Source organism: Enterobacter cloacae complex sp. HYC074_NIDB (assembly GCF_056673345.1).
This window is the reverse complement of record NZ_CP114214.1, coordinates 214,388-235,783: the sequence shown is the minus strand read 5'-3', so window position 1 is coordinate 235,783 and position 21,396 is coordinate 214,388. Positions and strand designations below refer to the sequence as shown.

Annotated in this window: 21 protein-coding genes; 13 read left to right on the top strand and 8 right to left on the bottom strand. The window is 53.7% G+C overall.

The window, feature by feature from the left end:
- Nucleotides 1-21: 21 nt before the first annotated feature.
- Genes gpsA through O1724_RS01160 form a run of 4 tightly spaced genes read right to left on the bottom strand, consistent with a single transcriptional unit; the run spans nt 22 to nt 2,234 of the window.
- Nucleotides 22-1,041, bottom strand: a complete 1,020-nt coding sequence (gpsA, locus tag O1724_RS01175; RefSeq protein ID WP_006812398.1) for an NAD(P)H-dependent glycerol-3-phosphate dehydrogenase — start codon at nt 1,039-1,041, stop codon at nt 22-24.
- Nucleotides 1,041-1,508 carry a protein-export chaperone SecB gene (gene secB, locus O1724_RS01170; protein ID WP_003860835.1) on the bottom strand — a complete coding sequence of 156 codons (468 nt, stop codon included), beginning with the start codon at nt 1,506-1,508 and terminating at the stop codon, nt 1,041-1,043. The genes gpsA and secB overlap by 1 nt, the downstream gene beginning before the upstream one ends.
- A gap of 31 nt (nt 1,509-1,539) precedes the next feature.
- A complete protein-coding gene (gene grxC, locus O1724_RS01165; protein ID WP_003860837.1) occupies nt 1,540-1,791 on the bottom strand; it encodes a glutaredoxin 3 in 252 nt (83 codons plus the stop codon).
- Between the two features lie 11 nt (nt 1,792-1,802).
- The gene (locus O1724_RS01160; protein WP_003860840.1) at nt 1,803-2,234 is read right to left on the bottom strand and encodes a rhodanese-like domain-containing protein; all 432 of its coding nucleotides are present in this window, start codon (nt 2,232-2,234) and stop codon (nt 1,803-1,805) included.
- Nucleotides 2,235-2,482: 248 nt separating this feature from the next.
- On the opposite strand from O1724_RS01160, the gene gpmM reads away from it, so the two are divergent.
- From gpmM to O1724_RS01145, 3 genes are read left to right on the top strand one after another with little or no spacing between them, the layout of a single operon-like run.
- Complete coding sequence (gpmM, locus tag O1724_RS01155; RefSeq protein ID WP_126296887.1) at nt 2,483-4,027, top strand: 2,3-bisphosphoglycerate-independent phosphoglycerate mutase; 1,545 nt, start codon at nt 2,483-2,485, stop codon at nt 4,025-4,027.
- 33 nt (nt 4,028-4,060) lie between these two features.
- Nucleotides 4,061-5,320, top strand: coding sequence for a murein hydrolase activator EnvC (gene envC, locus O1724_RS01150; RefSeq protein ID WP_026094345.1), 1,260 nt, complete (start codon nt 4,061-4,063; stop codon nt 5,318-5,320).
- Between the two features lie 3 nt (nt 5,321-5,323).
- Nucleotides 5,324-6,265 carry a divergent polysaccharide deacetylase family protein gene (locus O1724_RS01145; RefSeq protein ID WP_126296886.1) on the top strand — a complete coding sequence of 314 codons (942 nt, stop codon included), beginning with the start codon at nt 5,324-5,326 and terminating at the stop codon, nt 6,263-6,265.
- A 3-nt stretch (nt 6,266-6,268) separates the two neighbouring features.
- Here the strand turns inward: O1724_RS01145 and O1724_RS01140 are convergent, their stop codons facing one another.
- Nucleotides 6,269-7,069: a glycosyltransferase family 2 protein gene (locus O1724_RS01140; protein ID WP_126296885.1), complete on the bottom strand. Its 801-nt coding sequence runs from the start codon at nt 7,067-7,069 to the stop codon at nt 6,269-6,271.
- A gap of 205 nt (nt 7,070-7,274) precedes the next feature.
- Here O1724_RS01140 and O1724_RS01135 point away from each other — a divergent pair, with 205 nt between their 5' ends.
- The gene (locus O1724_RS01135; protein ID WP_023323977.1) at nt 7,275-8,480 is read left to right on the top strand and encodes a glycosyltransferase; all 1,206 of its coding nucleotides are present in this window, start codon (nt 7,275-7,277) and stop codon (nt 8,478-8,480) included.
- A gap of 15 nt (nt 8,481-8,495) precedes the next feature.
- Nucleotides 8,496-9,410, top strand: a complete 915-nt coding sequence (locus O1724_RS01130; protein WP_023323976.1) for a hypothetical protein — start codon at nt 8,496-8,498, stop codon at nt 9,408-9,410.
- A gap of 27 nt (nt 9,411-9,437) precedes the next feature.
- Here the strand turns inward: O1724_RS01130 and tdh are convergent, their stop codons facing one another.
- On the bottom strand, nt 9,438-10,466 hold the full coding sequence (gene tdh, locus O1724_RS01125) for an L-threonine 3-dehydrogenase (protein ID WP_017383610.1): 1,029 nt from the start codon (nt 10,464-10,466) through the stop codon (nt 9,438-9,440).
- Between the two features lie 9 nt (nt 10,467-10,475).
- Entirely contained in the window at nt 10,476-11,672 is a 1,197-nt protein-coding gene (gene kbl, locus O1724_RS01120) for a glycine C-acetyltransferase (RefSeq protein WP_023315172.1), read from the bottom strand.
- A gap of 213 nt (nt 11,673-11,885) precedes the next feature.
- Between kbl and rfaD the strand changes: the two genes are divergently transcribed.
- The 6 genes from rfaD to O1724_RS01090 are packed head-to-tail and all read left to right on the top strand — an operon-like array spanning nt 11,886 to nt 18,071.
- A complete protein-coding gene (gene rfaD, locus O1724_RS01115; protein WP_003860858.1) occupies nt 11,886-12,818 on the top strand; it encodes an ADP-glyceromanno-heptose 6-epimerase in 933 nt (310 codons plus the stop codon).
- A gap of 2 nt (nt 12,819-12,820) precedes the next feature.
- A complete protein-coding gene (gene rfaF / locus O1724_RS01110; protein WP_003860863.1) occupies nt 12,821-13,867 on the top strand; it encodes an ADP-heptose--LPS heptosyltransferase RfaF in 1,047 nt (348 codons plus the stop codon).
- Nucleotides 13,868-13,870: 3 nt separating this feature from the next.
- Nucleotides 13,871-14,854 (top strand): lipopolysaccharide heptosyltransferase RfaC, encoded by a 984-nt coding sequence (gene rfaC / locus O1724_RS01105; protein ID WP_022646632.1) that lies wholly within the window; start codon nt 13,871-13,873, stop codon nt 14,852-14,854.
- A gap of 3 nt (nt 14,855-14,857) precedes the next feature.
- On the top strand, nt 14,858-15,967 hold the full coding sequence (locus tag O1724_RS01100) for a glycosyltransferase family 9 protein (protein WP_045894623.1): 1,110 nt from the start codon (nt 14,858-14,860) through the stop codon (nt 15,965-15,967).
- Nucleotides 15,968-15,972: 5 nt separating this feature from the next.
- Nucleotides 15,973-16,872, top strand: coding sequence for a glycosyltransferase family 2 protein (locus tag O1724_RS01095; protein WP_022650152.1), 900 nt, complete (start codon nt 15,973-15,975; stop codon nt 16,870-16,872).
- Nucleotides 16,860-18,071, top strand: coding sequence for an O-antigen ligase family protein (locus O1724_RS01090; RefSeq protein ID WP_023315170.1), 1,212 nt, complete (start codon nt 16,860-16,862; stop codon nt 18,069-18,071). Before O1724_RS01095 ends, O1724_RS01090 begins: the two co-directional genes overlap by 13 nt.
- Nucleotides 18,072-18,097: 26 nt before the next feature.
- Here the strand turns inward: O1724_RS01090 and O1724_RS01085 are convergent, their stop codons facing one another.
- Nucleotides 18,098-19,051 (bottom strand): polysaccharide deacetylase family protein, encoded by a 954-nt coding sequence (locus tag O1724_RS01085; RefSeq protein ID WP_022650150.1) that lies wholly within the window; start codon nt 19,049-19,051, stop codon nt 18,098-18,100.
- Between the two features lie 150 nt (nt 19,052-19,201).
- Between O1724_RS01085 and rfaQ the strand changes: the two genes are divergently transcribed.
- On the top strand, nt 19,202-20,272 hold the full coding sequence (gene rfaQ, locus O1724_RS01080; protein ID WP_003860870.1) for a putative lipopolysaccharide heptosyltransferase III: 1,071 nt from the start codon (nt 19,202-19,204) through the stop codon (nt 20,270-20,272).
- Nucleotides 20,269-21,396, top strand: a complete 1,128-nt coding sequence (locus tag O1724_RS01075) for a glycosyltransferase family 4 protein (RefSeq protein WP_023315168.1) — start codon at nt 20,269-20,271, stop codon at nt 21,394-21,396. The genes rfaQ and O1724_RS01075 overlap by 4 nt, the downstream gene beginning before the upstream one ends.

The window sequence follows — 21,396 nt, the reverse complement described above, 5'->3', positions numbered from 1 at the left end:
TCAGGTGACGATACTTCCCGGCTAATTGCTGCTGCGCTCGTCCTTGCGCGCACGACCTAATAAGGTCAATGCTGCCTCGCGCGCATTTTTTCCGCAATACAATACCTGATAAATTTCCTCGGTTATTGGCATTTCGACACCGAAACGGTGCGCCAATTCGCGAACTTCTTTGGTATTGCGATAGCCTTCAACCACCTGACCAATCTTCTCCTGCGCGCTTTTTACATCGCTGCCCTGTCCGAGCATCATGCCAAAGCGGCGGTTACGCGACTGGTTATCGGTGCAGGTCAGCACCAGGTCGCCCAGCCCAGCCATTCCCATAAAAGTGGCCGGATCGGCACCCAGCGCTTCGCCCAGGCGGGACATTTCGGTCAGACCACGGGTGATCAGCGCCGTACGCGCATTAGCGCCGAAACCGATGCCGTCAGACATCCCGGCCCCGATGGCAATGACGTTCTTCACCGCACCGCCCAGCTGTACGCCGATAAAATCAGGGTTGCTGTACACGCGGAAGCTTTTGCCGCAGTGCAGCAGTTGCTGAAGATCGTCTGAAAATGCCTGGTCGGTGGACGCCAGCGAGATCGCCGTCGGCAAGCCCGCAGCCAGCTCTTTGGCAAAGGTCGGCCCCGAGATCACCGCCAGCGGGATCGCTGTTCCCAGCGCTTCGCGGGCAACGTCCTGCAACAGACGTCCGGTTTCCGCTTCCAGCCCCTTCGTCGCCCACACAATACGCGCATCCGCACGCATCAGCGGCTTAATCTGACGCAGGACTTCGCCAAACACGTGGCTTGGCACCACAATCAGAATATTGCGGCTGGCCGCCAGCGCGGTCGCGAGGTCGCTTTCCAGATAGAGAGAGTCAGGGAACGGAACGTCCGGGAGAAACGCCACGTTGCAGCGGTCGTGTTGCAACGTCGCGATATGTTTTGGATCGTGGCCCCACAGGACCACGTCGTGACCATTTCTTGCCAGCGTGATGGCAAGAGCGGTGCCGTAAGAGCCGGCACCGATCACAGTCATTGACGCATTAACAGTGCTCATCAGGCATCCTGATGTTGTTCGGCACCTTCGCCAGCCTGCTGCTGTAGATAGTTCATGAACAGCGCATCAAAGTTTACTGGCGCGAGGTTCAGTTGCGGGAAAGTACCGCGAGAAACCAGGCTGGTGATGCATTCACGCGCATACGGGAACAGGATGTTCGGGCAGTATGCACCCAGGCAATGCGCCATCTGGTTACCTTCGATGCCGCCGATGGAGAAGATACCGCCCTGCTGAACTTCGCACAGGAACGCAGTTTCTTCGCCCAGAGAGGCGGTCACGGTGACACGCAGTACGACTTCATACACATCATCCGCCAGCTGGGTGGATGCGGTATCCAGATCAAGTTTAACCTCTGGCTGCCAGTCTTTCTGGAAAACGTGCGGCGCATTTGGCGCTTCGAAAGAGACATCCTTGGTGTAGATGCGCTGGATCTGGAAAGTCATCTCGGTGTTATTTTGTTCTGACATGGAAAAACCCTTTTTAATTGTCCTAAAGTCTCTAGCTCAGCAGCGGATCGAGTCCACCACGGGCGTCGAGCGCATACAAGTCATCACAGCCGCCAATGTGCTGCGCATCAATAAAAATCTGTGGAACCGTTGTGCGACCACTGCGTTGGATCATCTCTTCGCGTTTAATCGCGTCACCATCGATCGGCAGTTCCTTGAACGTTACGCCTTTGCTGGACAGCAGCGCTTTCGCTCTGTGGCAGAACGGGCACGTTGCTTTGGTGTAGATCTCAATATTGGCCATCACTTAACTCCTTATTTACCGCGCACTAAAGGAAGATTCTCCCCGCTCCAGCCGGAGATGCCTTCTTTCAGCACCGTTACGTTTTCAAAGCCTGCTTTATGCAGTGCGTTGGCAGATTCCTGCGCCTGCATGCCAGTGCCGTCAACAACAATAATCGGCTGGGCTTTATGCTTCTCCAGCTCACCAATGTTGTTCGCTTTAATTTCCGCTGGCAGCAGGTTGATAGCACCTGCAATATGGCCCTTGCGGAAATCGTCGCGCTGACGCAGATCGACAACCACGGCGTCCTCTTTGTTGATCAGACGTGTCGCTTCACCGCGGGTGATCACCTTAATTTTAGACGTCAGTCCCTTAAATGTGGTGAACAGTACAGCGACCAGCAGGCCAATCCACGCGATGCTCAGAACCGGGTGGCGGCTAACGAATTGCATAATTTCTTGCATGGGGGGTAACAACTCCCGACTAAGTGATTAAAAAAACCAGGACAGGAGTATACCTGTGCGCTGTGGCAAATACAGCCAGCGACATAAAGCTAATCTATTTTCTGCGGCATGCCACGTAAAAAAAGCCTCAAAATGGCCTGAGAACAGCCTTGCCCCCGCGCTTTCTTTGATCTTCTGCGGCTATTTTATCGATTCAGCTGTAGTAAAATTACGCAAATTTTTTGTCTCTTGAGCATGAGGTTGTCGCAATGTCGGTTTCTAAAAAACCTATGGTACTGGTTATTCTGGATGGCTATGGCTACCGTGAAGATCAACAGGATAACGCCATTTTCAACGCCAAAACCCCGGTTATGGATGCGCTATGGGCAAAACGTCCCCACACCCTGATTGATGCGTCTGGCCTGGAAGTGGGTCTGCCGGATCGTCAGATGGGCAACTCAGAAGTGGGTCACGTTAACCTGGGTGCGGGCCGTATCGTTTATCAGGACCTGACGCGCCTGGACGTTGACATCAAAGAACGTACATTCTTTGCCAACCCAACGCTCACCGGAGCGGTTGATAAAGCCGTTGCCGCAGGCAAGGCCGTTCACATTATGGGTCTGCTCTCTGCGGGCGGTGTTCACAGCCACGAAGATCACATCATGGCGATGGTAGAACTGGCCGCTGAGCGCGGTGCGGAAAAAATCTATCTGCACGCCTTCCTGGATGGTCGCGATACGCCACCACGCAGCGCAAAAGGTTCTCTTGAAGCGTTTGAAGACAAATTTGCCGCACTGGGCAAAGGCCGCGTGGCGTCCATCATTGGTCGTTACTATGCCATGGACCGCGACAACCGCTGGGACCGCGTTGAGCAAGCCTATGATCTGCTGACCCTGGCAAAAGGCGAGTTCCAGTTCCCGACCGCCGTTGAAGGCCTGGAAGCGGCTTACGCGCGTGATGAAAACGACGAATTTGTGAAGGCAACCGTGATCCGCGCTGAAGGCCAGGCCGATGCCGCCATGGAAGATGGCGATGCGCTGATCTTCATGAACTTCCGTGCCGATCGCGCGCGCGAAATCACCCGCGCCTTCGTCAACAGCGATTTCGACGGTTTCGCCCGTAAGAAAGTGGCGAAGATTGATTTCATCCAGTTGACCGAATATGCAGCGGATATCAAAGCCCCATGCGCGTATCCACCCGCCTCGCTGGCAAACACCTTCGGCGAGTGGATGGCGAAAAATGACAAAACGCAGCTGCGCATCTCCGAAACTGAGAAGTATGCGCACGTGACATTCTTCTTTAACGGCGGCGTAGAAGAGCCGTTTAAAGGCGAAGACCGCATCCTGATTAACTCACCGAAAGTCGCCACTTACGATCTCCAGCCAGAAATGAGCTCTGCGGAGCTGACCGAAAAACTGGTGGCCGCGATCCAAAGCGGTAAATACGACACCATCATCTGTAACTATCCGAATGGCGATATGGTGGGCCACACCGGCGTGATGGAAGCAGCCGTTAAAGCGGTTGAAGCGCTGGACCACTGCGTTGAGCAGGTTGCGAAAGCGGTTGAATCCGTAGGCGGCCAACTGCTGATTACCGCTGACCACGGTAACGCAGAACAGATGCGTGACCCGGCAACCGGTCAGGCACATACCGCCCATACCAACCTGCCTGTTCCACTGATTTATGTGGGTGATAAATCAGTGAAAGCAGTGGAAGGCGGCAAGCTTTCCGACATCGCGCCAACCATGTTGTCGCTGATGGGTATGGAAATCCCTGAAGAGATGACTGGCAAGCCGCTGTTCATCGTGGAATAATCGCTCCCCATGAGGGGAAAGGCGATTTTTTCAATCACATGGGTCGTGAAGCCGCTTCGGTTATCAGTCAGACCTCTGCTTTGCGCCAGCGCACTCAGCGCTGGCGTATTGCTGTGCGCCGCATCCGCCCATGCGGATGACCGCGATCAGCTTAAATCCATTCAGGCCGATATCGCCGCCAAAGAGCGTGCAGTACGTCAGCAGCAACAGCAGCGCGCCACCCTGCTCGCCCAGCTTAAAAAGCAGGAAGAGGCCATTTCCGCCGCCGCGCGTAAGCTGCGTGAAACACAAAACACCCTTGCCCAGCTCAATAAGCAAATCGATGAAATGAACGCGTCGATTGCGAAACTGGAGCGTCAGCGCGATGCCCAGGAGCGGAACCTTGCTGCACAACTTGATGCTGCTTTCCGTCAGGGTGAACACACAGGCCTTCAGCTGATCCTCAGCGGTGAAGAGAGCCAGCGAGGTCAGCGTTTACAGGCCTATTTCGGCTATCTTAACCAGGCGCGTCAGGAGACCATTGCGCAGCTGAAACAGACGCGCGAAGAAGTCACCACGCAAAAAGCCGAGCTGGAAGAGAAGCAGAGCCAGCAGCAAACGCTGCTCTACGATCAGCAGGCGCAGCAGGAGAAGCTTGAGCAGGCGCGCAATGAGCGTAAGAAGACGCTCGCCGGGCTGGAGTCCTCTATCCAGGCAGGACAAAGCCAGCTGAGCGAAATGCGCGCCAACGAATCGAGACTGCGTAACAGCATTGCCCGGGCAGAAGCCGCGGCCAAAGCGCGCGCCGAAAAAGAAGCGCGCGAAGCGCAGGCGGTGCGTAATAAGCAGCAGGAAGCCTCCCGGAAAGGCACCACCTACAAACCGACTGAAAATGAACGTTCCCTGATGTCCCGTACCGGCGGCCTCGGCTCCCCGCGTGGTCAGGCTTACTGGCCCGTTCGCGGTACGATCCTGCATCGCTATGGCGAACAGTTGCAGGGTGAGCTACGTTGGAAGGGGATCGTTATCGGTGCGTCTGAAGGTAGCGAAGTGAAAGCCATCGCCGATGGCCGCGTGATCCTGGCCGACTGGCTACAGGGTTATGGGCTCGTGGTGGTGGTTGAACACGGTAAAGGCGACATGAGTCTTTACGGCTACAACCAGAGTGCGCTGGTCAGCGTTGGCACTCAGGTGCGCGCGGGTCAACCCATTGCCCTTGTGGGCAGCAGTGGCGGTCAGGGCCGCCCGTCACTCTATTTCGAAATTCGTCGTCAGGGTCAGGCGGTCAATCCACAGCCGTGGTTGGGAAGATAAGTTTTGCTTCAATTTCGTCGAATTGTTTTTTCCGTAGTCAGCGCACTGGCGCTGGCTGCACCGGTTTATGCAGGCAAACTCGCGATTGTGATTGATGACTTCGGTTATCGACCACACTATGAAAATCAGGTGCTGGCGATGCCGTCAGCCATCTCTGTCGCCGTCCTGCCTAATGCGCCTCACGCGCATGAAATGGCGACCAAAGCTCACAATGGCGGCCATCAGGTCCTTATCCATCTGCCGATGGCCCCCCTCAGCAAGCAGCCGCTGGAAAAAGATACCCTGCGCCCGGACATGAGCAGCGACGAGATCGATCGCATCATCCGCGATGCATACAATAAAGTGCCGTATGCCGTGGGTCTGAATAACCATATGGGCAGCGCGATGACCTCCAGCCTGTACGGTATGCTGAAAGTGATGCAGGCGCTGGAGCGTTACAACCTCTATTTCCTCGACAGCATGACCATCGGCAACAGCCAGGCGATGCGTGCCGCTCAGGGAACGGGCGTGAAAGTCATCAAGCGCAAAGTATTCCTGGATGACTCCCAGAACGAAGCGGATATCCGCGTCCAGTTCAACCGCGCGGTACAGCTGGCGCGCCGTAACGGTTCGGCGATTGCCATTGGGCATCCGCATCCATCTACCGTTCGCGTTTTGCAGCAAATGTTGCCGGGCTTACCCGCCGATATCACGCTGGTGCGTCCGAGCGATCTGCTCAATGAACCTCAGGTGGATACTTCCCGTCCGGGTAGCGCGCAACCACCCGCAACGCGGCCACGTAATCCATTCCGCGGCGTGAAGAACTGCACGCTGAAACAGCCGCCTGAACCGGTCTATGCAACCCGCTTCTTCACGGTGATTGGCGAAAGCATCAGCAGCAGTACGCTGGTTAAATACGTCCAGCAACAGTGGCAGGGTTGGGGGAAAAAAAGCCTGATCGGCTAACGCCTATTCTGCCAGATAAGAGTCCGACTGCTCTTTTGCAACGGACTCTTTCTTTTCCCGATTCTGATACCAGGCCTTGAAATACTTCAAAAAACTGTACGCCGTGGCATAAAACCCTGTCACCACACCCACTTTGCCCTGACGCCAGGCACCACTAAACAGATACCATTTGAAAAATGCGCCGATAGCGCTGATCGCTCCGCGACCAAGAGAGGGACGTATCGTCTGATATTGAACCAGGCGAGTGGTATATCCGTTTAATTTATTGAAAAGTTCATGCAGTGAATAAAATGTATCATGTCTGACATAGCCAGGAATACGTTCAGAATGGAGAAAACCTTCGACCTGATCGTCTACTGGCCGGTTATTAAATCGCGACTGCGTACGGTTAAAAAGACGCACCGGATAATCCGGTGATGAGACGGGATAAATCGTTCGGACATTTTCTCCCAGAACAAACCAGTGACGACATATCCGCCACGCCATATCCGGTTCGGGTTCATCGCCCATTTTTAATTTTAAAATAGCATCAACGGTTTCTTGATCGAGTATTTCGTCGCTGTCCATGCACAGCACCCAGTCGTTGTGCGCATGGGATATGGCATGGTTCATCTGCTCGCCGTGCCAGCTATATTTTTTGAATATGGCCGACAATCCATAACTCTGGCAAATATATATCGTTGCGTCTGTACTTCCGGAATCAACTACAACGAATTCATCCGCTATTTTTAAAAGAGGAGGAATAACATCGTGCAACGTTCTTTCGGAGTTAAACGTTAATAAGCAGACCGTTATTTTAAACATTTTCTCACTCTCTCAATAACAACATAAATACTTTCGCTAATAGTATCTAATTGAGAAGAGGCGATTAAAGTCTTAAATCACACTTTTAAAATAAGCGCGTTTAAAACGTTTTCTTATAAAAAGACAAAGAAATACAAAAAATCTATTTTATTTCAACAAATTCTTTATAATGCGGTCAGATGAAGGGTAGCATACGGATTCAGACATGCCGCAAAAACGTAAAATCCTCCTCCTGGACACGGGCAAAGAATGGGGGGGAGGTACCAACAGTATGCTTGAGCTTCTGAAGCGAATCAACCGCGAAAAATTCGACATTACTTGTTGTTTTTACAGTGATTATAGTCGTGCTGAAGGTGAAACGATAGGCCAGGTGCTCAATAGCATTGGGATACCTCTACTCGTTATCCCTCAACGTAAGCAACCGGCATGGGCAAAACTCCTGAAAGAAGCGGGACGTGGTCTGCTGTTTTTCTCGCGTTCGGCGCGCAAAGCATTTACGCGACATATCGATACCCTGTGGCGCATTCGCCCCAACGTCAGCAAGATCGAGACCATTTTCAGGGAAGGTGGTTTCGATACGCTGTATATGAACAACCAGCCAGGCTCTAACGAAGAAGGGTATCTGGCGGGTGCAAACCTGCATGCGCGGATAATCCAGCACTGCCGGATTGAACCGGTGCTGACCCCGCCGCTGGTGAAGCTGGTGAATGCCCATGCCACAAAAATCATCGCCGTCTCGCACGGCGTTGAACGTGTGCTACTTCAGCATGGCGTCCGGCCAGCGCTGTGTACCACGGTCAACAATGCCATCGACATCCACCAGCCTTTGCCCGACCGACGCGCGATGCGCCAGCGCCTGAACATTGATGATGACACGTTTGTGTTCGGCAGCGTTGGCTCGTTAATCCCTCGCAAGGCCAACCATCACACGCTGGAGGCGCTGGCCCAGTTCAACCAGAGGCACCCGCAGGCAAAATGGAAGATGGTGCTGGTCGGTGAAGGGGCTGAGCGCGGCGCGCTGACGGCACAGGCTGACGCGCTGGGGATTGCTGAACACGTGATTTTTACCGGTTTCCAGAACACGCCTTTTGACTACCTTGCTACCTTTGACGCGTTTATTCTGGCCTCGAAGAGCGAAGGTCTGCCGCGCGTCGTGCTGGAGGCAATGCTGCTGAACATCCCAGTGATTGGTTCAAAAGTGACCGGCACGGCAGAATTGATCGATCATGAGTCGACCGGCCTGCTGTTTCCGTGGAGCGACGTGTCGCAACTTGCTCAACATCTGGATAATATCTGGCAGGATCCTGCTCTGCGCGCCCGGCTCGCCGCTGCCGCACACCAGAATGTCTGCAACATGTATGCCATTGAAAGCTATGTTAACGGTGTCGAGGCCGTTCTTGGCGCGCAATAACCAAACGAGAAGAACATGTTTAAATTCCTGAATGCTCGCTACCGCCACATTACCGGGCGTCATAACATTCCCTACGCTTCCCTTCCGGTCACGCGCGATCTCGTTGCGGTTGATTCCATCGTGATCCCTTGTACGGGCGCGGATTTCGTCGAAGAGGCGTTATTATCAGCGACCTTTGCAGAGCGTTACGCCACCGACGTCAGCGAGATTGTTATCGTCAGCGATCAGCCTGAATCCGCTTTTGGCGAACTGCCGCCAAAAACCCGCGTTGTGACCCTCACGCCGCCAAAACGTGAAGAGGGGTACCGCTATAAGCAGATCTACCTCAGTCGTCTGGTGAAGCTTAATGCTCCGCTTCAGGCGCGCGGTGAAGGGGTGCTGATGATCGACTCCGATCTCAACCTGCTGAAGATGCCCCAGATCAACATGACCGATATGCACATCTACTCCAGCTTCCGTCAGGGCAAAATGATTGCCAAGCTGGACGGCGCCCCCGCAGAAAAAGTGCCGGCCTATTACAAAGAAACGGTGCGCCCGTATCTGGTCGATCACGTTAACGGCGCGTTTCTTGCGGCCACCAAAAAGACCTGGCGCCGTATCTGCCCGCTGTGGCTGACGCTGTTCCAGGATACCTGGGAGCTGATGGACGATACGCAGCCGCCGACCGATCAGCTGCCGCTCGCTGCGCTGCTGGACATGCTGGATGTAAAAACGGTTAACCTGGGCGACTGGATGAACTGGCCGGTCTCCAAGAAGATCGGCGGTCAGGAAGCCGTTGTGCCGAAAGAGGTGATTGGCGCGCACGGTGGTTTCCCGCTTTCCGAGTGGCAGAAGTATCTGGAATCGCCGGATAACAAACTGCTGTTCAAAGGTCAGGACTACACCCGCAAGGTGCGTTACCTGACGGACGAAGAGAAAAAGAATCAGTAAAATAAGGGGCCGCTGGCCCCTTTTTCATTATTTATCCCAGCTCAGGATCACTTTCCCTGACTGGCCGGAACGCATCGCGTCAAAGCCCTGCTGGAACTCATCGATGGAGAAACGGTGAGTGATAATCGGGGACAGATCCAGACCAGACTGGATCAGCGCGGCCATCTTGTACCAGGTCTCAAACATCTCGCGGCCATAGATGCCCTTAATGAATAGCCCCTTGAAGATGACTTTGTTCCAGTCGATGGACATATCTGACGGCGGAATACCCAGCATCGCGATACGACCACCGTGGTTCATGGTGTCGAGCATGGTGCGGAACGCGGGTGGCGCGCCGGACATCTCCAGACCCACGTCAAAGCCTTCGGTCATGCCCAGCTCTTCCATCACGTCGGTCAGGCTCTCTTTCGAGACATCCACCGCGCGGGTGACGCCCATTTTGCGCGCCAGCGACAGGCGGTATTCGTTCACGTCGGTGATCACCACGTTGCGCGCACCCACATGCTTCGCCACGGCTGCCGCCATAATACCGATGGGGCCTGCGCCGGAGACCAGCACGTCTTCCCCCACCAGGTCGAAGGAGAGCGCCGTATGTACCGCGTTGCCGAACGGGTCGAAGATGGAGGCCAGATCGTCAGAGATATTGTCCGGGATTTTGAACGCGTTAAACGCCGGGATCACCAGGTATTCCGCGAAGCAGCCCGGACGGTTCACGCCCACGCCGACGGTGTTGCGGCACAGGTGGGTACGCCCACCGCGACAGTTGCGGCAGTGACCACAGGTAATGTGGCCTTCACCGGAGACGCGGTCGCCAATGTTGAAGCCTTTCACTTCCTGGCCGATGCCGACTACTTCGCCGACATATTCGTGGCCGACTACCATTGGCACGGGAATAGTTTTTTGCGACCACTGGTCCCAGTTGTAGATGTGAACGTCAGTACCGCAGATGGCGGTTTTACGAATTTTGATCAGCAGATCGTTATGACCGACTTCCGGCTCCGGTACGTCGGTCATCCAAATCCCTTCTTCCGCTTTCAGTTTGGATAACGCTTTCATCACACGTCCTCAGGCAATTACGCCCAGCTGTTTGCCGATGCGGGTAAAGGCTTCCACCGCACGTTCAATTTGTTCAGGCGAGTGCGCCGCAGACATCTGGGTGCGGATACGCGCCTGACCTTTTGGTACCACCGGGAAGAAGAACCCGGTCACGTAAATCCCTTCTTTCTGAAGCTCACGAGCAAATTGCTGTGCGACAACCGCGTCACCCAGCATCACCGGAATGATCGCGTGGTCAGCACCGGCCAGGGTGAACCCTGCTGCGCTCATTTTTTCACGGAACAGGCGGGCGTTAGCCCACAGACGCTCGCGCAGTTCAGCTCCTGATTCCACCATCTCCAGCACTTTAATAGAGGCAGCCACAATCGCCGGCGCCAGGGAGTTGGAGAACAGGTACGGGCGGGAGCGCTGACGCAGCCACTCAACCACCTCTTTACGCGCAGCGGTATAACCGCCAGACGCGCCGCCGAGCGCTTTGCCCAGCGTACCGGTGATGATGTCCACGCGGCCCATTACGTCACAGTATTCGTGGGAGCCGCGACCGTTTTCGCCGACAAAGCCAACCGCGTGAGAGTCATCCACCATCACCAGCGCGTCGTATTTATCCGCCAGATCGCACACGCCCTTCAGGTTGGCGATCACGCCATCCATGGAGAACACGCCGTCGGTGGCGATCAGCACGTGGCGGGCACCGGCTTCACGGGCCTCTTTCAGGCGGGCTTCCAGCTCAACCATGTCGTTGTTGGCGTAGCGGAAACGCTTCGCTTTACACAGGCGAACACCGTCGATGATGGAGGCGTGGTTCAGGGCGTCGGAGATAATCGCATCTTCTGCGCCGAGCAGGGTTTCAAACAGACCGCCGTTGGCGTCGAAGCAGGATGAGTACAGAATCGCGTCTTCCATTCCGAGGAAGTTCGCCAGCTTTTGCTCAAGCTGCTTGTGGCTGTCCTGGGTACCGCAGATAAAGCGAACGGAGGCCATACCGAAACCGTGGGTGTCCATGCCGTTTTTCGCCGCGGCAATCAGCTCAGGGTGATTCGCAAGACCTAAGTAGTTGTTCGCGCAAAAGTTGATCACATGGCTGCCGTCGGCAACGGTGATGTCCGCCTGCTGGGCAGACGTGATAATACGCTCTTCTTTGAACAACCCTTCCGCACGTGCGGTCTCGAGGTCGCTGTTTAACTGTTTGTAAAAATCACCACGCATTGCAATTCTCCAGACTCGGCAAATTTTGGCACATATTACCCAAACCAATAGTTCATGACGAGATGACGCAGTATCTCTTCTCGTTTTTGCAGCATAAATCACGCGTACCCCTGCTGCATATCGGTGAATGGCTGAAGCCTGAGCATTGTGATGATATGATAAAGAGATTAGCGTTCGGGATATTCCCCGACTCATACTTCAAAGGTTACAGTTATGATCATCGTTACTGGCGGCGCGGGCTTTATCGGCAGCAATATTGTTAAGGCCCTCAATGACAAAGGCATCACCGACATTCTGGTGGTGGACAACCTGAAAGACGGCACCAAGTTCGTGAACCTGGTGGATCTGAACATCGCTGACTACATGGATAAAGAAGACTTCCTTATCCAGATTATGGCGGGTGAAGAGTTCGGCGAGATCGAAGCCATCTTCCACGAAGGTGCGTGCTCCTCCACCACCGAGTGGGACGGCAAGTACATGATGGATAACAACTATCAGTACTCCAAAGAGCTCCTGCACTACTGCCTGGAGCGTGAAATTCCGTTCCTGTATGCCTCTTCCGCGGCAACCTACGGTGGGCGCACTTCAGATTTCATCGAATCCCGCGAATATGAGCAGCCGCTGAACGTCTACGGTTACTCCAAATTCCTGTTTGATGAGTACGTGCGTCAGATCCTGCCAGAAGCGAACTCGCAAATTGTCGGCTTCCGCTACTTCAACGTCTACGGGCCGCGCGAAGGCCACAAAGGCAGCATGGCGAGCGTGGCGTTCCACCTGAACACCCAGTTAAATAACGGCGAAAGCCCGAAACTGTTCGAAGGCAGCGACGGCTTCAAGCGTGACTTCGTCTACGTGGGCGACGTGGCGGCAGTGAACCTGTGGTTCCTGGAAAATGGCGTGTCCGGCATTTTCAACCTGGGCACCGGCCGCGCGGAATCCTTCCAGGCGGTGGCAGACGCGACGCTGGCGTACCATAAGAAAGGCAGCATCGAGTACATTCCATTCCCGGATAAGCTGAAAGGCCGCTACCAGGCATTCACTCAGGCGGACCTGACTAACCTGCGCGCCGCAGGCTATGACAAGCCGTTCAAGACCGTTGCCGAAGGCGTAACGGAATATATGGCCTGGCTGAACCGCGACGCATAAGTATGAAAATTCTGGTGATCGGCCCGTCATGGGTGGGCGACATGATGATGTCGCAAAGTCTCTATCGCACGCTCAAGGCGCGTTATCCCCAGGCGATAATCGACGTGATGGCACCCGCATGGTGCCGTCCGCTGTTATCGCGTATGCCGGAAGTGAACGAGGCGATCCCGATGCCGCTCGGCCACGGGGCGCTGGAAATCGGTGAACGCCGCAAACTCGGCCACAGCCTGCGCGAGAAACGCTATGACCGCGCCTACGTGCTGCCTAACTCCTTCAAATCTGCCCTTGTGCCCTTCTTTGCGGGCATCCCGCATCGTACCGGCTGGCGCGGTGAAATGCGCTACGGCCTGCTGAACGATGCCCGTGTGCTGGATAAAGAGGCCTGGCCGCTGATGGTCGAGCGCTACGTGGCGCTGGCCTACGACAAAGGCGTGATGCGCAGCGCGAAAGATCTGCCGCAGCCGCTGCTGTGGCCGCAGCTCCAGGTAAGCGATGGGGAGAAATCCCACACCTGCAACGCATTTGGCATTTCGTCCGAACGCCCGATGATTGGGTTCTGCCCTGGCGCGGAGTTTGGTCCGGCAAAACGCTGGCCGCACTATCACTATGCAGAGCTGGCGAAACAGCTTATCGATGAAGGCTATCAGATTGTGCTGTTTGGCTCGGCGAAAGATCATGAGGCGGGCAATGAAATTCTCGCCACGCTCAGTACCGAGCAACAGGCCTGGTGCCGAAACCTGGCCGGGGAAACGCAGCTCGAGCAGGCGGTTATTTTGATTGCCGCCTGTAAAGCCGTGGTGACGAACGACTCCGGTTTAATGCACGTCGCCGCCGCGCTGGATCGTCCCCTGGTTGCGCTGTATGGCCCAAGCAGCCCGGACTTCACGCCGCCGCTGTCGCACAAGGCGCGCGTGATCCGTTTAATCACCGGCTACCACAAGGTGCGTAAAGGCGATGCCGCAGAAGGCTATCATCAGAGCCTGATCGACATCACGCCGCAGCGCGTCCTTGAAGAACTCAACGCATTGCTGTTGAGCGAAGAAGGATAACGGATGCGGGTATTGATCGTTAAAACCTCCTCAATGGGTGATGTTCTGCATACGCTGCCGTCGCTGACGGACGCCATGCGGGCCATTCCCGGCATCCGTTTTGACTGGGTGGTGGAAGAAGGCTTCGCGCAGATCCCCACCTGGCATGAAGCGGTTGATCGCGTGATCCCGGTGGCCATTCGCCGCTGGCGCAAAGCGTGGTTCTCCGCACCGATTAAAGCCGAACGCAAAGCCTTCCGCGAAGCGGTGCAGGCCCGGCGTTACGACGCGATCGTCGACGCCCAGGGGCTGGTGAAAAGCGCCGCGCTGGTCACGCGTCTGGCGCACGGCGTAAAGCACGGCATGGACTGGCAAACCGCCCGCGAACCGCTGGCGAGCCTGTTCTATAACCGTCGACACCATATTGCGAAACAACAGCACGCCGTGGAGCGCACCCGCGAGCTGTTCGCGAAAAGCCTGGGCTATGCAAAACCTGAAGCCCAGGGTGACTACGCTATTGCACAGCATTTTTTGCGCGAGACGGAGGAGCATGCCGAGCCGTATCTGGTGTTCCTGCATGCCACAACGCGCGACGATAAGCACTGGCCGGAAACGCACTGGCGAAGGCTGATTGAACTAATGCAACCTTGCGGTATCCATATTAAACTCCCGTGGGGCGCTGAACATGAGCGTCAGCGTGCGGAGCGTCTGGCAGCCGGTTTTTCCCATGTCGAGGTGTTACCCAAACTCACACTGGCGCAAGTTGCCGCACAGCTGGCGGGCGCAAACGCCGTCGTTTCTGTGGATACAGGGTTAAGCCATTTAACCGCCGCACTGGATCGACCTAATATCACGATTTTCGGCCCGACCGATCCGGGGTTGATCGGGGGTTACGGTAAAAACCAGCATCAGATGGTCAGCCCTACGCAACAAACGAAGGATATTAGCGCAGATGCTATTTTTTCATTTTTACAGGGCAGCCATCGGCTTTCCAACAGGGATATTTAACCCATGAGTTATGTATTTCTGCTGATTTTACTCTTTCCGGTGAAACTCATCCGGAAGCTGTTTCGAAAGGACACGGGCAAGAACCTTGTCATTCAAACAGCCAAAATCGGTGACTTTATTAATGCGACGCCTCTTCTGGCCTGGCTGCAAAAAAGCGATGTGTTGATCAGTCGCAGCGTTGGCGCGCTGGCGAAGCATGATGAGACTATCGAGCAGATCTATTTTATTGAGCAGCATAAGCGCAACCTGTGGCGTAAACTGTGCTTCGCGTGCAGGATCATGAACCGCTACGACAACGTCTACCTGCTACAGCCCAACAGCGTGAACCTCTTTTTTGCCGCCGTCTGCAATGCCAAAAACAAACAATTTTTAAGCATTTACACGCGCAGGTGGTATCACGGGATTTTCTATCTCGCGGCCAACGGTACCGTTGAGCATGGCAAAAAAACGCTTTCGGTGACGAACTACCTGAAACTGGCCGACCGCTCGCTCACATGGCAAGACTCTCCCAAGCACGCCACAAAGCCGCTCTTCAAGCCGACGACCTGGCCGGCTATTCTTGATAAACCTGACGTTATCCGCATCGGCATCAGTATTGCGGCAGGCAATAAAGCCAAAACCGTCCCTCCGGTTATCTGGAAGCGGATTGTTGATCAACTCGCTGATTTACCCTGCGAGTTTTATGTCTTCGGCGCGCCAAACGAACAGTCGTGGATGGATGATATCACCCGCCTTTACGGTGAAATCCCTAATTTTATTAATCTTATTGGCAAAATTTCGCTAGAAGAGCTTCCCTGGGCCATTTCAAAGATGGACTGCTATATCGCGTCTGACTCGGGGAATGTCTATATCGCAGACGCCGTCGGCGTGCCGGTGGTCCTGCTGTTTGGACCGTGTTGTCATTACGAACAGCGTCCGCTTGGCAATGTGATGCTGATCGGGAATGACGACAACATTTGTTCTTATGTGTTTGAAACGCGCTATTACTTCCCGCAAGAACGGGAAGCGCTATTCTCTGTCACTGACTCCGCGTTACACGATCTTCAGCAGTTTGTCCGTACATTACCCAAAGCCCGCTCACTGGCTAGCGCTACCGACGCTCAAGGAAACTAATTTTTATGGCTTTTTTAAGCGTCATTATTGCTGCGCATAACGCTGAAGCTACGCTGCACGCCACGCTTTCAAGCCTGCTGGCAGCAATCGGTCAGGACACTGAAGTCATTATTTTCAATGACAGTTCTGAGGATGCCACGCAGGCAATAATTGAAGAGTGGTCGCCGAAATTTCCTCAGATCATCACGCGCACCGTGAACTTTCGTAACGTAGGCCGGGTACGAAACAGCGCTGTCGCGCTGGCATCGGGAGAGTATATTACGATGCTCGACAGTGACGATTGCTTAAAGCCGGGCAGCCTCGGGGACGCAATAGCCTTCCTGAAAGCGCAACGTCCGGATATGTTACTGACACGTTTGCTTGAGATTCGCGATCCCCGGAAAATGACTTCAGACTGGCAGGGATTTAATCCTGTGCCATTGCCACGAAATGAAGCAGTCGCTCGTTTCTTACGCCATAAAGACTTTCAGGCACATCTCATTGGCCAGTTTATTCATCGTAGCCTGTACGAGAGTAACCCTATTCCTCCGATGTTATGTTATGAGGATTTCGCTGTCTTCCCTGGAATGCTGATGCAATCGAACAAAATAGTCTATCAACGCCAGGGGCATTATTATTACATCAAGCGTCGCGACAGTTTGTCGAGCACTCTGGACGCCAGCAAAATTTCAACGCTTGTCGAATGCACGTTACAGATGGAAAGAACATTTCCGTCAAGCTACAAGCATCTCGTCAATTGCCACTGGTTTGATATTTACAGCAACCATCGGTCCTGTCTTACAGACCAACAATTGCAGCTCGTGAAACAACGCGTAAAGGCCATGTATACATTGTCTTTTTTCCTCTCCACCGATGTTCGTTTTAGCTATAAAAAAAGGGTTATTGAGGCATTATGGAAAAAATAAAACCACGGCTCTATCAACTGACGATCGCTTTGAGCCTCATCTCTTTGATACTGGCTTTAGTCAGTTCAGGGAAGCAAAGAGAGTTTTTCTATATTGCTATTTACGTCAGTATTATTGGCCTGGCTTTCGAATATAAAAAAATCACTCTGCGACCTTTTACTATAGCGCTGCCCATTCTGCTGATTGGATTACTTAACCTCGGCTGGTATTTACTCTATGAGTATCATAACGAGGGACTCAACCTTTACAGCGACTATCTCGGTGCCAGCAAAAAATTAATTTTAGCGAGTGTCCTGATTTTCTATATTGACCGCTTTAAGTTTTATATCGATAAGGACACCTTCAGGAAATTTTTCTTCTTCGCAACGGCCTTAGGGTTTGTGCTCGCCACAGGGTATGGCTTGTGGCAGGCCTCACAAGGTATGACTCGCGTTGAGATGGCAATTAACCGTGCCACCGTTTCAGCCTATGTTTATTCTGTCCTGTCACTGGCTTTCGTATACAGTCTTTACCTTCAACAGAACGTGAAGCTGTATGTTGTTGCGGGCTTCACTATATTAATCTCTTACTTCGTCATACTGTTGACGGGGACCCGTGCTGCGATGGGTTTATATCTGCTTCTGGCAATTGTGCTCACGCTTTATCATTTCAGAAAGATTCATCTTAAATCCGCCCTCATCTTTCTATGCATTGTTGCAGGCGTTGTAATCGTTAGCTACAAGCCATTGATTTCGCCGAAAATTAAACAAACCCAACGTGAGGTTGAACGTTATCAACAAGGTTTTGACCGCACGTCATTGGGCGCACGTTTTTCGATGTGGACTGTCGGGATCGAGAATGGTCTTGCGCATCCGTTAGGGCAATCGCTGGAACAGCGTGAAGCGTGGACGCGGCAGTATATTAAAGACGGACATCCGCACCTTGGCAGTGCACTCGAATACATCAAAGTTCATCTGCATAATGAATTTATTGAGAAATACTCTTTGCAGGGGATCCCCGGCGTAGCGGTAATGCTCTTTTTCTTCGTTTCGATGATTGCGTATGCCCTACGAAACAGAAACGCGCTGCTGCTAACGTCAATGCTTCTTTTGCTTTTGTATGGACTGACGGATGTCATACTGCTCAGTTCAGAAGCCTTAATCTTCTTTATGATTTTGTTTGCGTTAAGTACACCTTTCTCACAAACAAAGCAGCAATAACAAATATGCCCGCCTGGCGGGCATAACTATTTTTTGTACTGGTAAAACTCCGCAAGCGTCATCCCCACGGTCTTATCTGATAACCAGGTAAAGAGCTGCTCCAGATCCTGATACAGTCCCTCAATCGCGGCCTGGTCTTTAAAAGTAGGGCTGCCGCCAGGCATAAATTCCGACGAATGCAGCATGAACTCTACGTAGTCATTCCCCTGAGCCAGGCACTGCTGCGCAACCTTAATCATCTCCTGCGCGTTACCGCCGGACGGGCGTAACCAGTTAACTGACGGAGAACGGTATTTACCGCGCAGACGATCGTAACCCTGCTTCAGGGAATTCAGCCATGCCGGGTGTTTATACTGGATACTCATCGGCACTTCGAGGAGAGGGCTGTTTCCCGGCCGGGAAATGTCGTCTACGTCCAAAAAATAGGCGCGATCGGGAAAATGCTGGTAATTCGTTCCGCCATTACCCTGCGGGGCACCTTTCGCGTTGCGCCAGTTCACGCGCGGCGTAACGGAACAATCTACCTGATACCCCAGCTCAATCAGCAACCGGGCGTAACGGCTGTCGAATGCCCAGCGCCCGGCGCGATGGCTGAGCATTTTTGTCTGGAAAGTCTCTTCCAGTAAGCGGGTCATGAACAGCACTTTCTCACGCATGACCTCGTCTGAAAACTCAATCAGATAAGGCTGCCAGCGCCAGTCATCACCGGTCAGATCGTGCTCCGGAGGGCTATTCCAGGCATGGAGATGCATTCCCACCTCACCCTGGCCGCGGGCTATGACCTCTTTCGCGAACTCAATGAATACCGGTTCGACGGCCATCTCGTAGTTGGTCAGCCAGACGGGCTTAAAGCCGAAGCGTTCACAAAGCGCCTGAAACCGCGCCAGGTAGCGCGCGTTTTCCGTTTTGATCACCCGGTGGTTCTGCCAGAGATTATCCCCTTCGGTATCGATCGTGATGATAAACGCTGGTTTTTTCATAATAAGTCCGCAAGACAAAATAGTTAGCGCTATGTTACGCACGCCCGAAAGCAGGAGTAAACCCTTCCAGGGAAATTCCTGACATTATGGAGAAAGAGTGCAAGTCGTTACCAGGTCTATTAGAATTGCCAATAGTACAACGCCGATAAGATGATGATGAATAACTTACCTGACACGCCTGATTTGCGCATTTTACTGATCAAACTTCGCCATCATGGCGACATGTTACTCACCACCCCCGTCATCAATTCATTACGCCAGAAATGGCCTGAAGCCCAAATCGACGTGCTTCTCTATGAAGAGACGCGAGACATGCTCGCCGCGCATCCGGCAATCGGGACGATCTATGGTATCGATCGTAAATGGAAGCAGCTGGGGACGCTGAAGCACCTGCAAAAAGAGTGGCAGTTGCTTCGTGCTTTACGCGCTCAGCATTATCATCTGGTGATCAATCTTGCCGATCAGTGGCGCAGCGCGATTGTTACCCGCTTCACCGGCGCACCGGTTCGGCTCGGGTTCGCTTTTAACAAGCGCAAGAATGCCTTCTGGCGTTTTTGTCACAGTGAACTGGTCTCGGTCGCCAGCCATCAGTCGCTGCACACCGTTGAACAAAATCTCTCCATACTGTCAGCGCTGCCGGTAATGGCCAACCCTACCGTCACCATGGCTTACAGCGCGGATGACTGGCGCCATGCTCACCAAAAGCTGACACAAAAGGGCGTGGGAGACCGCTACATCGTTATTCAACCCACGTCACGCTGGTTCTTTAAGTGCTGGGACGAAGGCAAAATGGCGCAAACTATCGCCGCGTTGCAGCAGGACGGCCACACTATCGTCCTTACGGCGGGACCGGATAAGAAAGAGCTGGCGATGATTGACCGCATTCTTGCCGCCTCCCCGCAGACGGGTGTTGTATCGCTGGCAGGGCAGTTAACCCTGCGCCAGCTGGCCTCGCTAATCGATCACGCGATCCTGTTCATTGGCGTTGACTCCGTACCCATGCACATGGCCGCCGCCCTTCAGACGCCCTGCGTGGCGCTGTTTGGCCCGTCAAAATTGACGTTCTGGTCGCCATGGCAGGTTAACGGCGAGGTCATCTGGGCAGGTAACTACGGCCCGCTTCCCAACCCTGACGCCATTGATACAAAAACGACGGAACGTTATCTCGACGCCATCCCCGTTGATGCTGTCGTCTCCGCCGCAAGGAGATACCTGCAATGAAGCTTCATCGTCTGGCCATTGTGCGCCAAAAATATCGTCCGGATGGAGGAGCAGAACGTTTTGTCTCCAGGGCACTTACCGCGCTGAGCAATCAAAATCTTGAGCTCAACGTCATCACCCGCGAGTGGCAGGGCGAAAAGCAGGACGACTGGCATATTCATATTTGCGATCCACGAAAGTGGGGCCGCATCAGCCGTGAGCGCGGCTTTGCACACGCCGCACGCGCGCTGTGGCAGCAACAGCAGTTTGATATTGTCCAGAGCCACGAACGTATTCCGGGCTGCGATATTTACCGCGCCGGGGATGGTGTACATCGACGCTGGCTGCTACAGCGTACGCGTATTCTTCCCGCCTGGCGTGCGAAGCTGCTTATGCACGATCGTTATCACCGCTACGTGATGAACGCAGAACGTGAAATGTACCAGGCTCCCGAGTTGAAAGCCGTTATCTGTAATGCGGAGATGATCAAACGCGAAATCGTCGAAGACTTTGATATTGACGCAAAAAAGATACATGTGATTTATAATTCAATAGATTCCAGCCGCTTCGTTCCGGCAGAAGAGAGACAACGCGCTGTACTGCGTCAGCAATTTGGCTTACCCGCTGATGCCGTCATTTTCTGCTTCGTGGGTTCAGGGTTTGAACGCAAGGGGCTGGCAAGCGCTATTCGGGCTATAGCAGGAACATCGGCGTGGCTGGTTGTGGTCGGTCAGGATAAAGCGGAAAGCCGTTATCGCGACCTCGCCCGTTCATTAGGCTGTGAGGGGCAAATCCGTTTTCTGGGGATGCAAAAAGAGACGCTGCCATTTTATCAGCTTTCTGATGGTTTACTGCTGCCGACGCTGTATGATCCTTTCCCTAACGTCATACTTGAAGCAATGGCCTGTGGATTGCCCGTCATTACGTCAGAGAGTTGCGGTGGTTCAGAATTTATTGAGCAAGGCCAGAACGGGTTTTACTGTGATGCACTTGATATCCACACATTGAAGGAGGCCGTCATGTCCATCCCTTCACTGGAAAAAAATAATAATATGGGGCTTGCGGCGCGTGAACGCGTCAGAGAAGCAACCCCTGAAAAACTATCAAGTCAGCTTATTTCGCTTTATCAAAAATTACTGGATTAA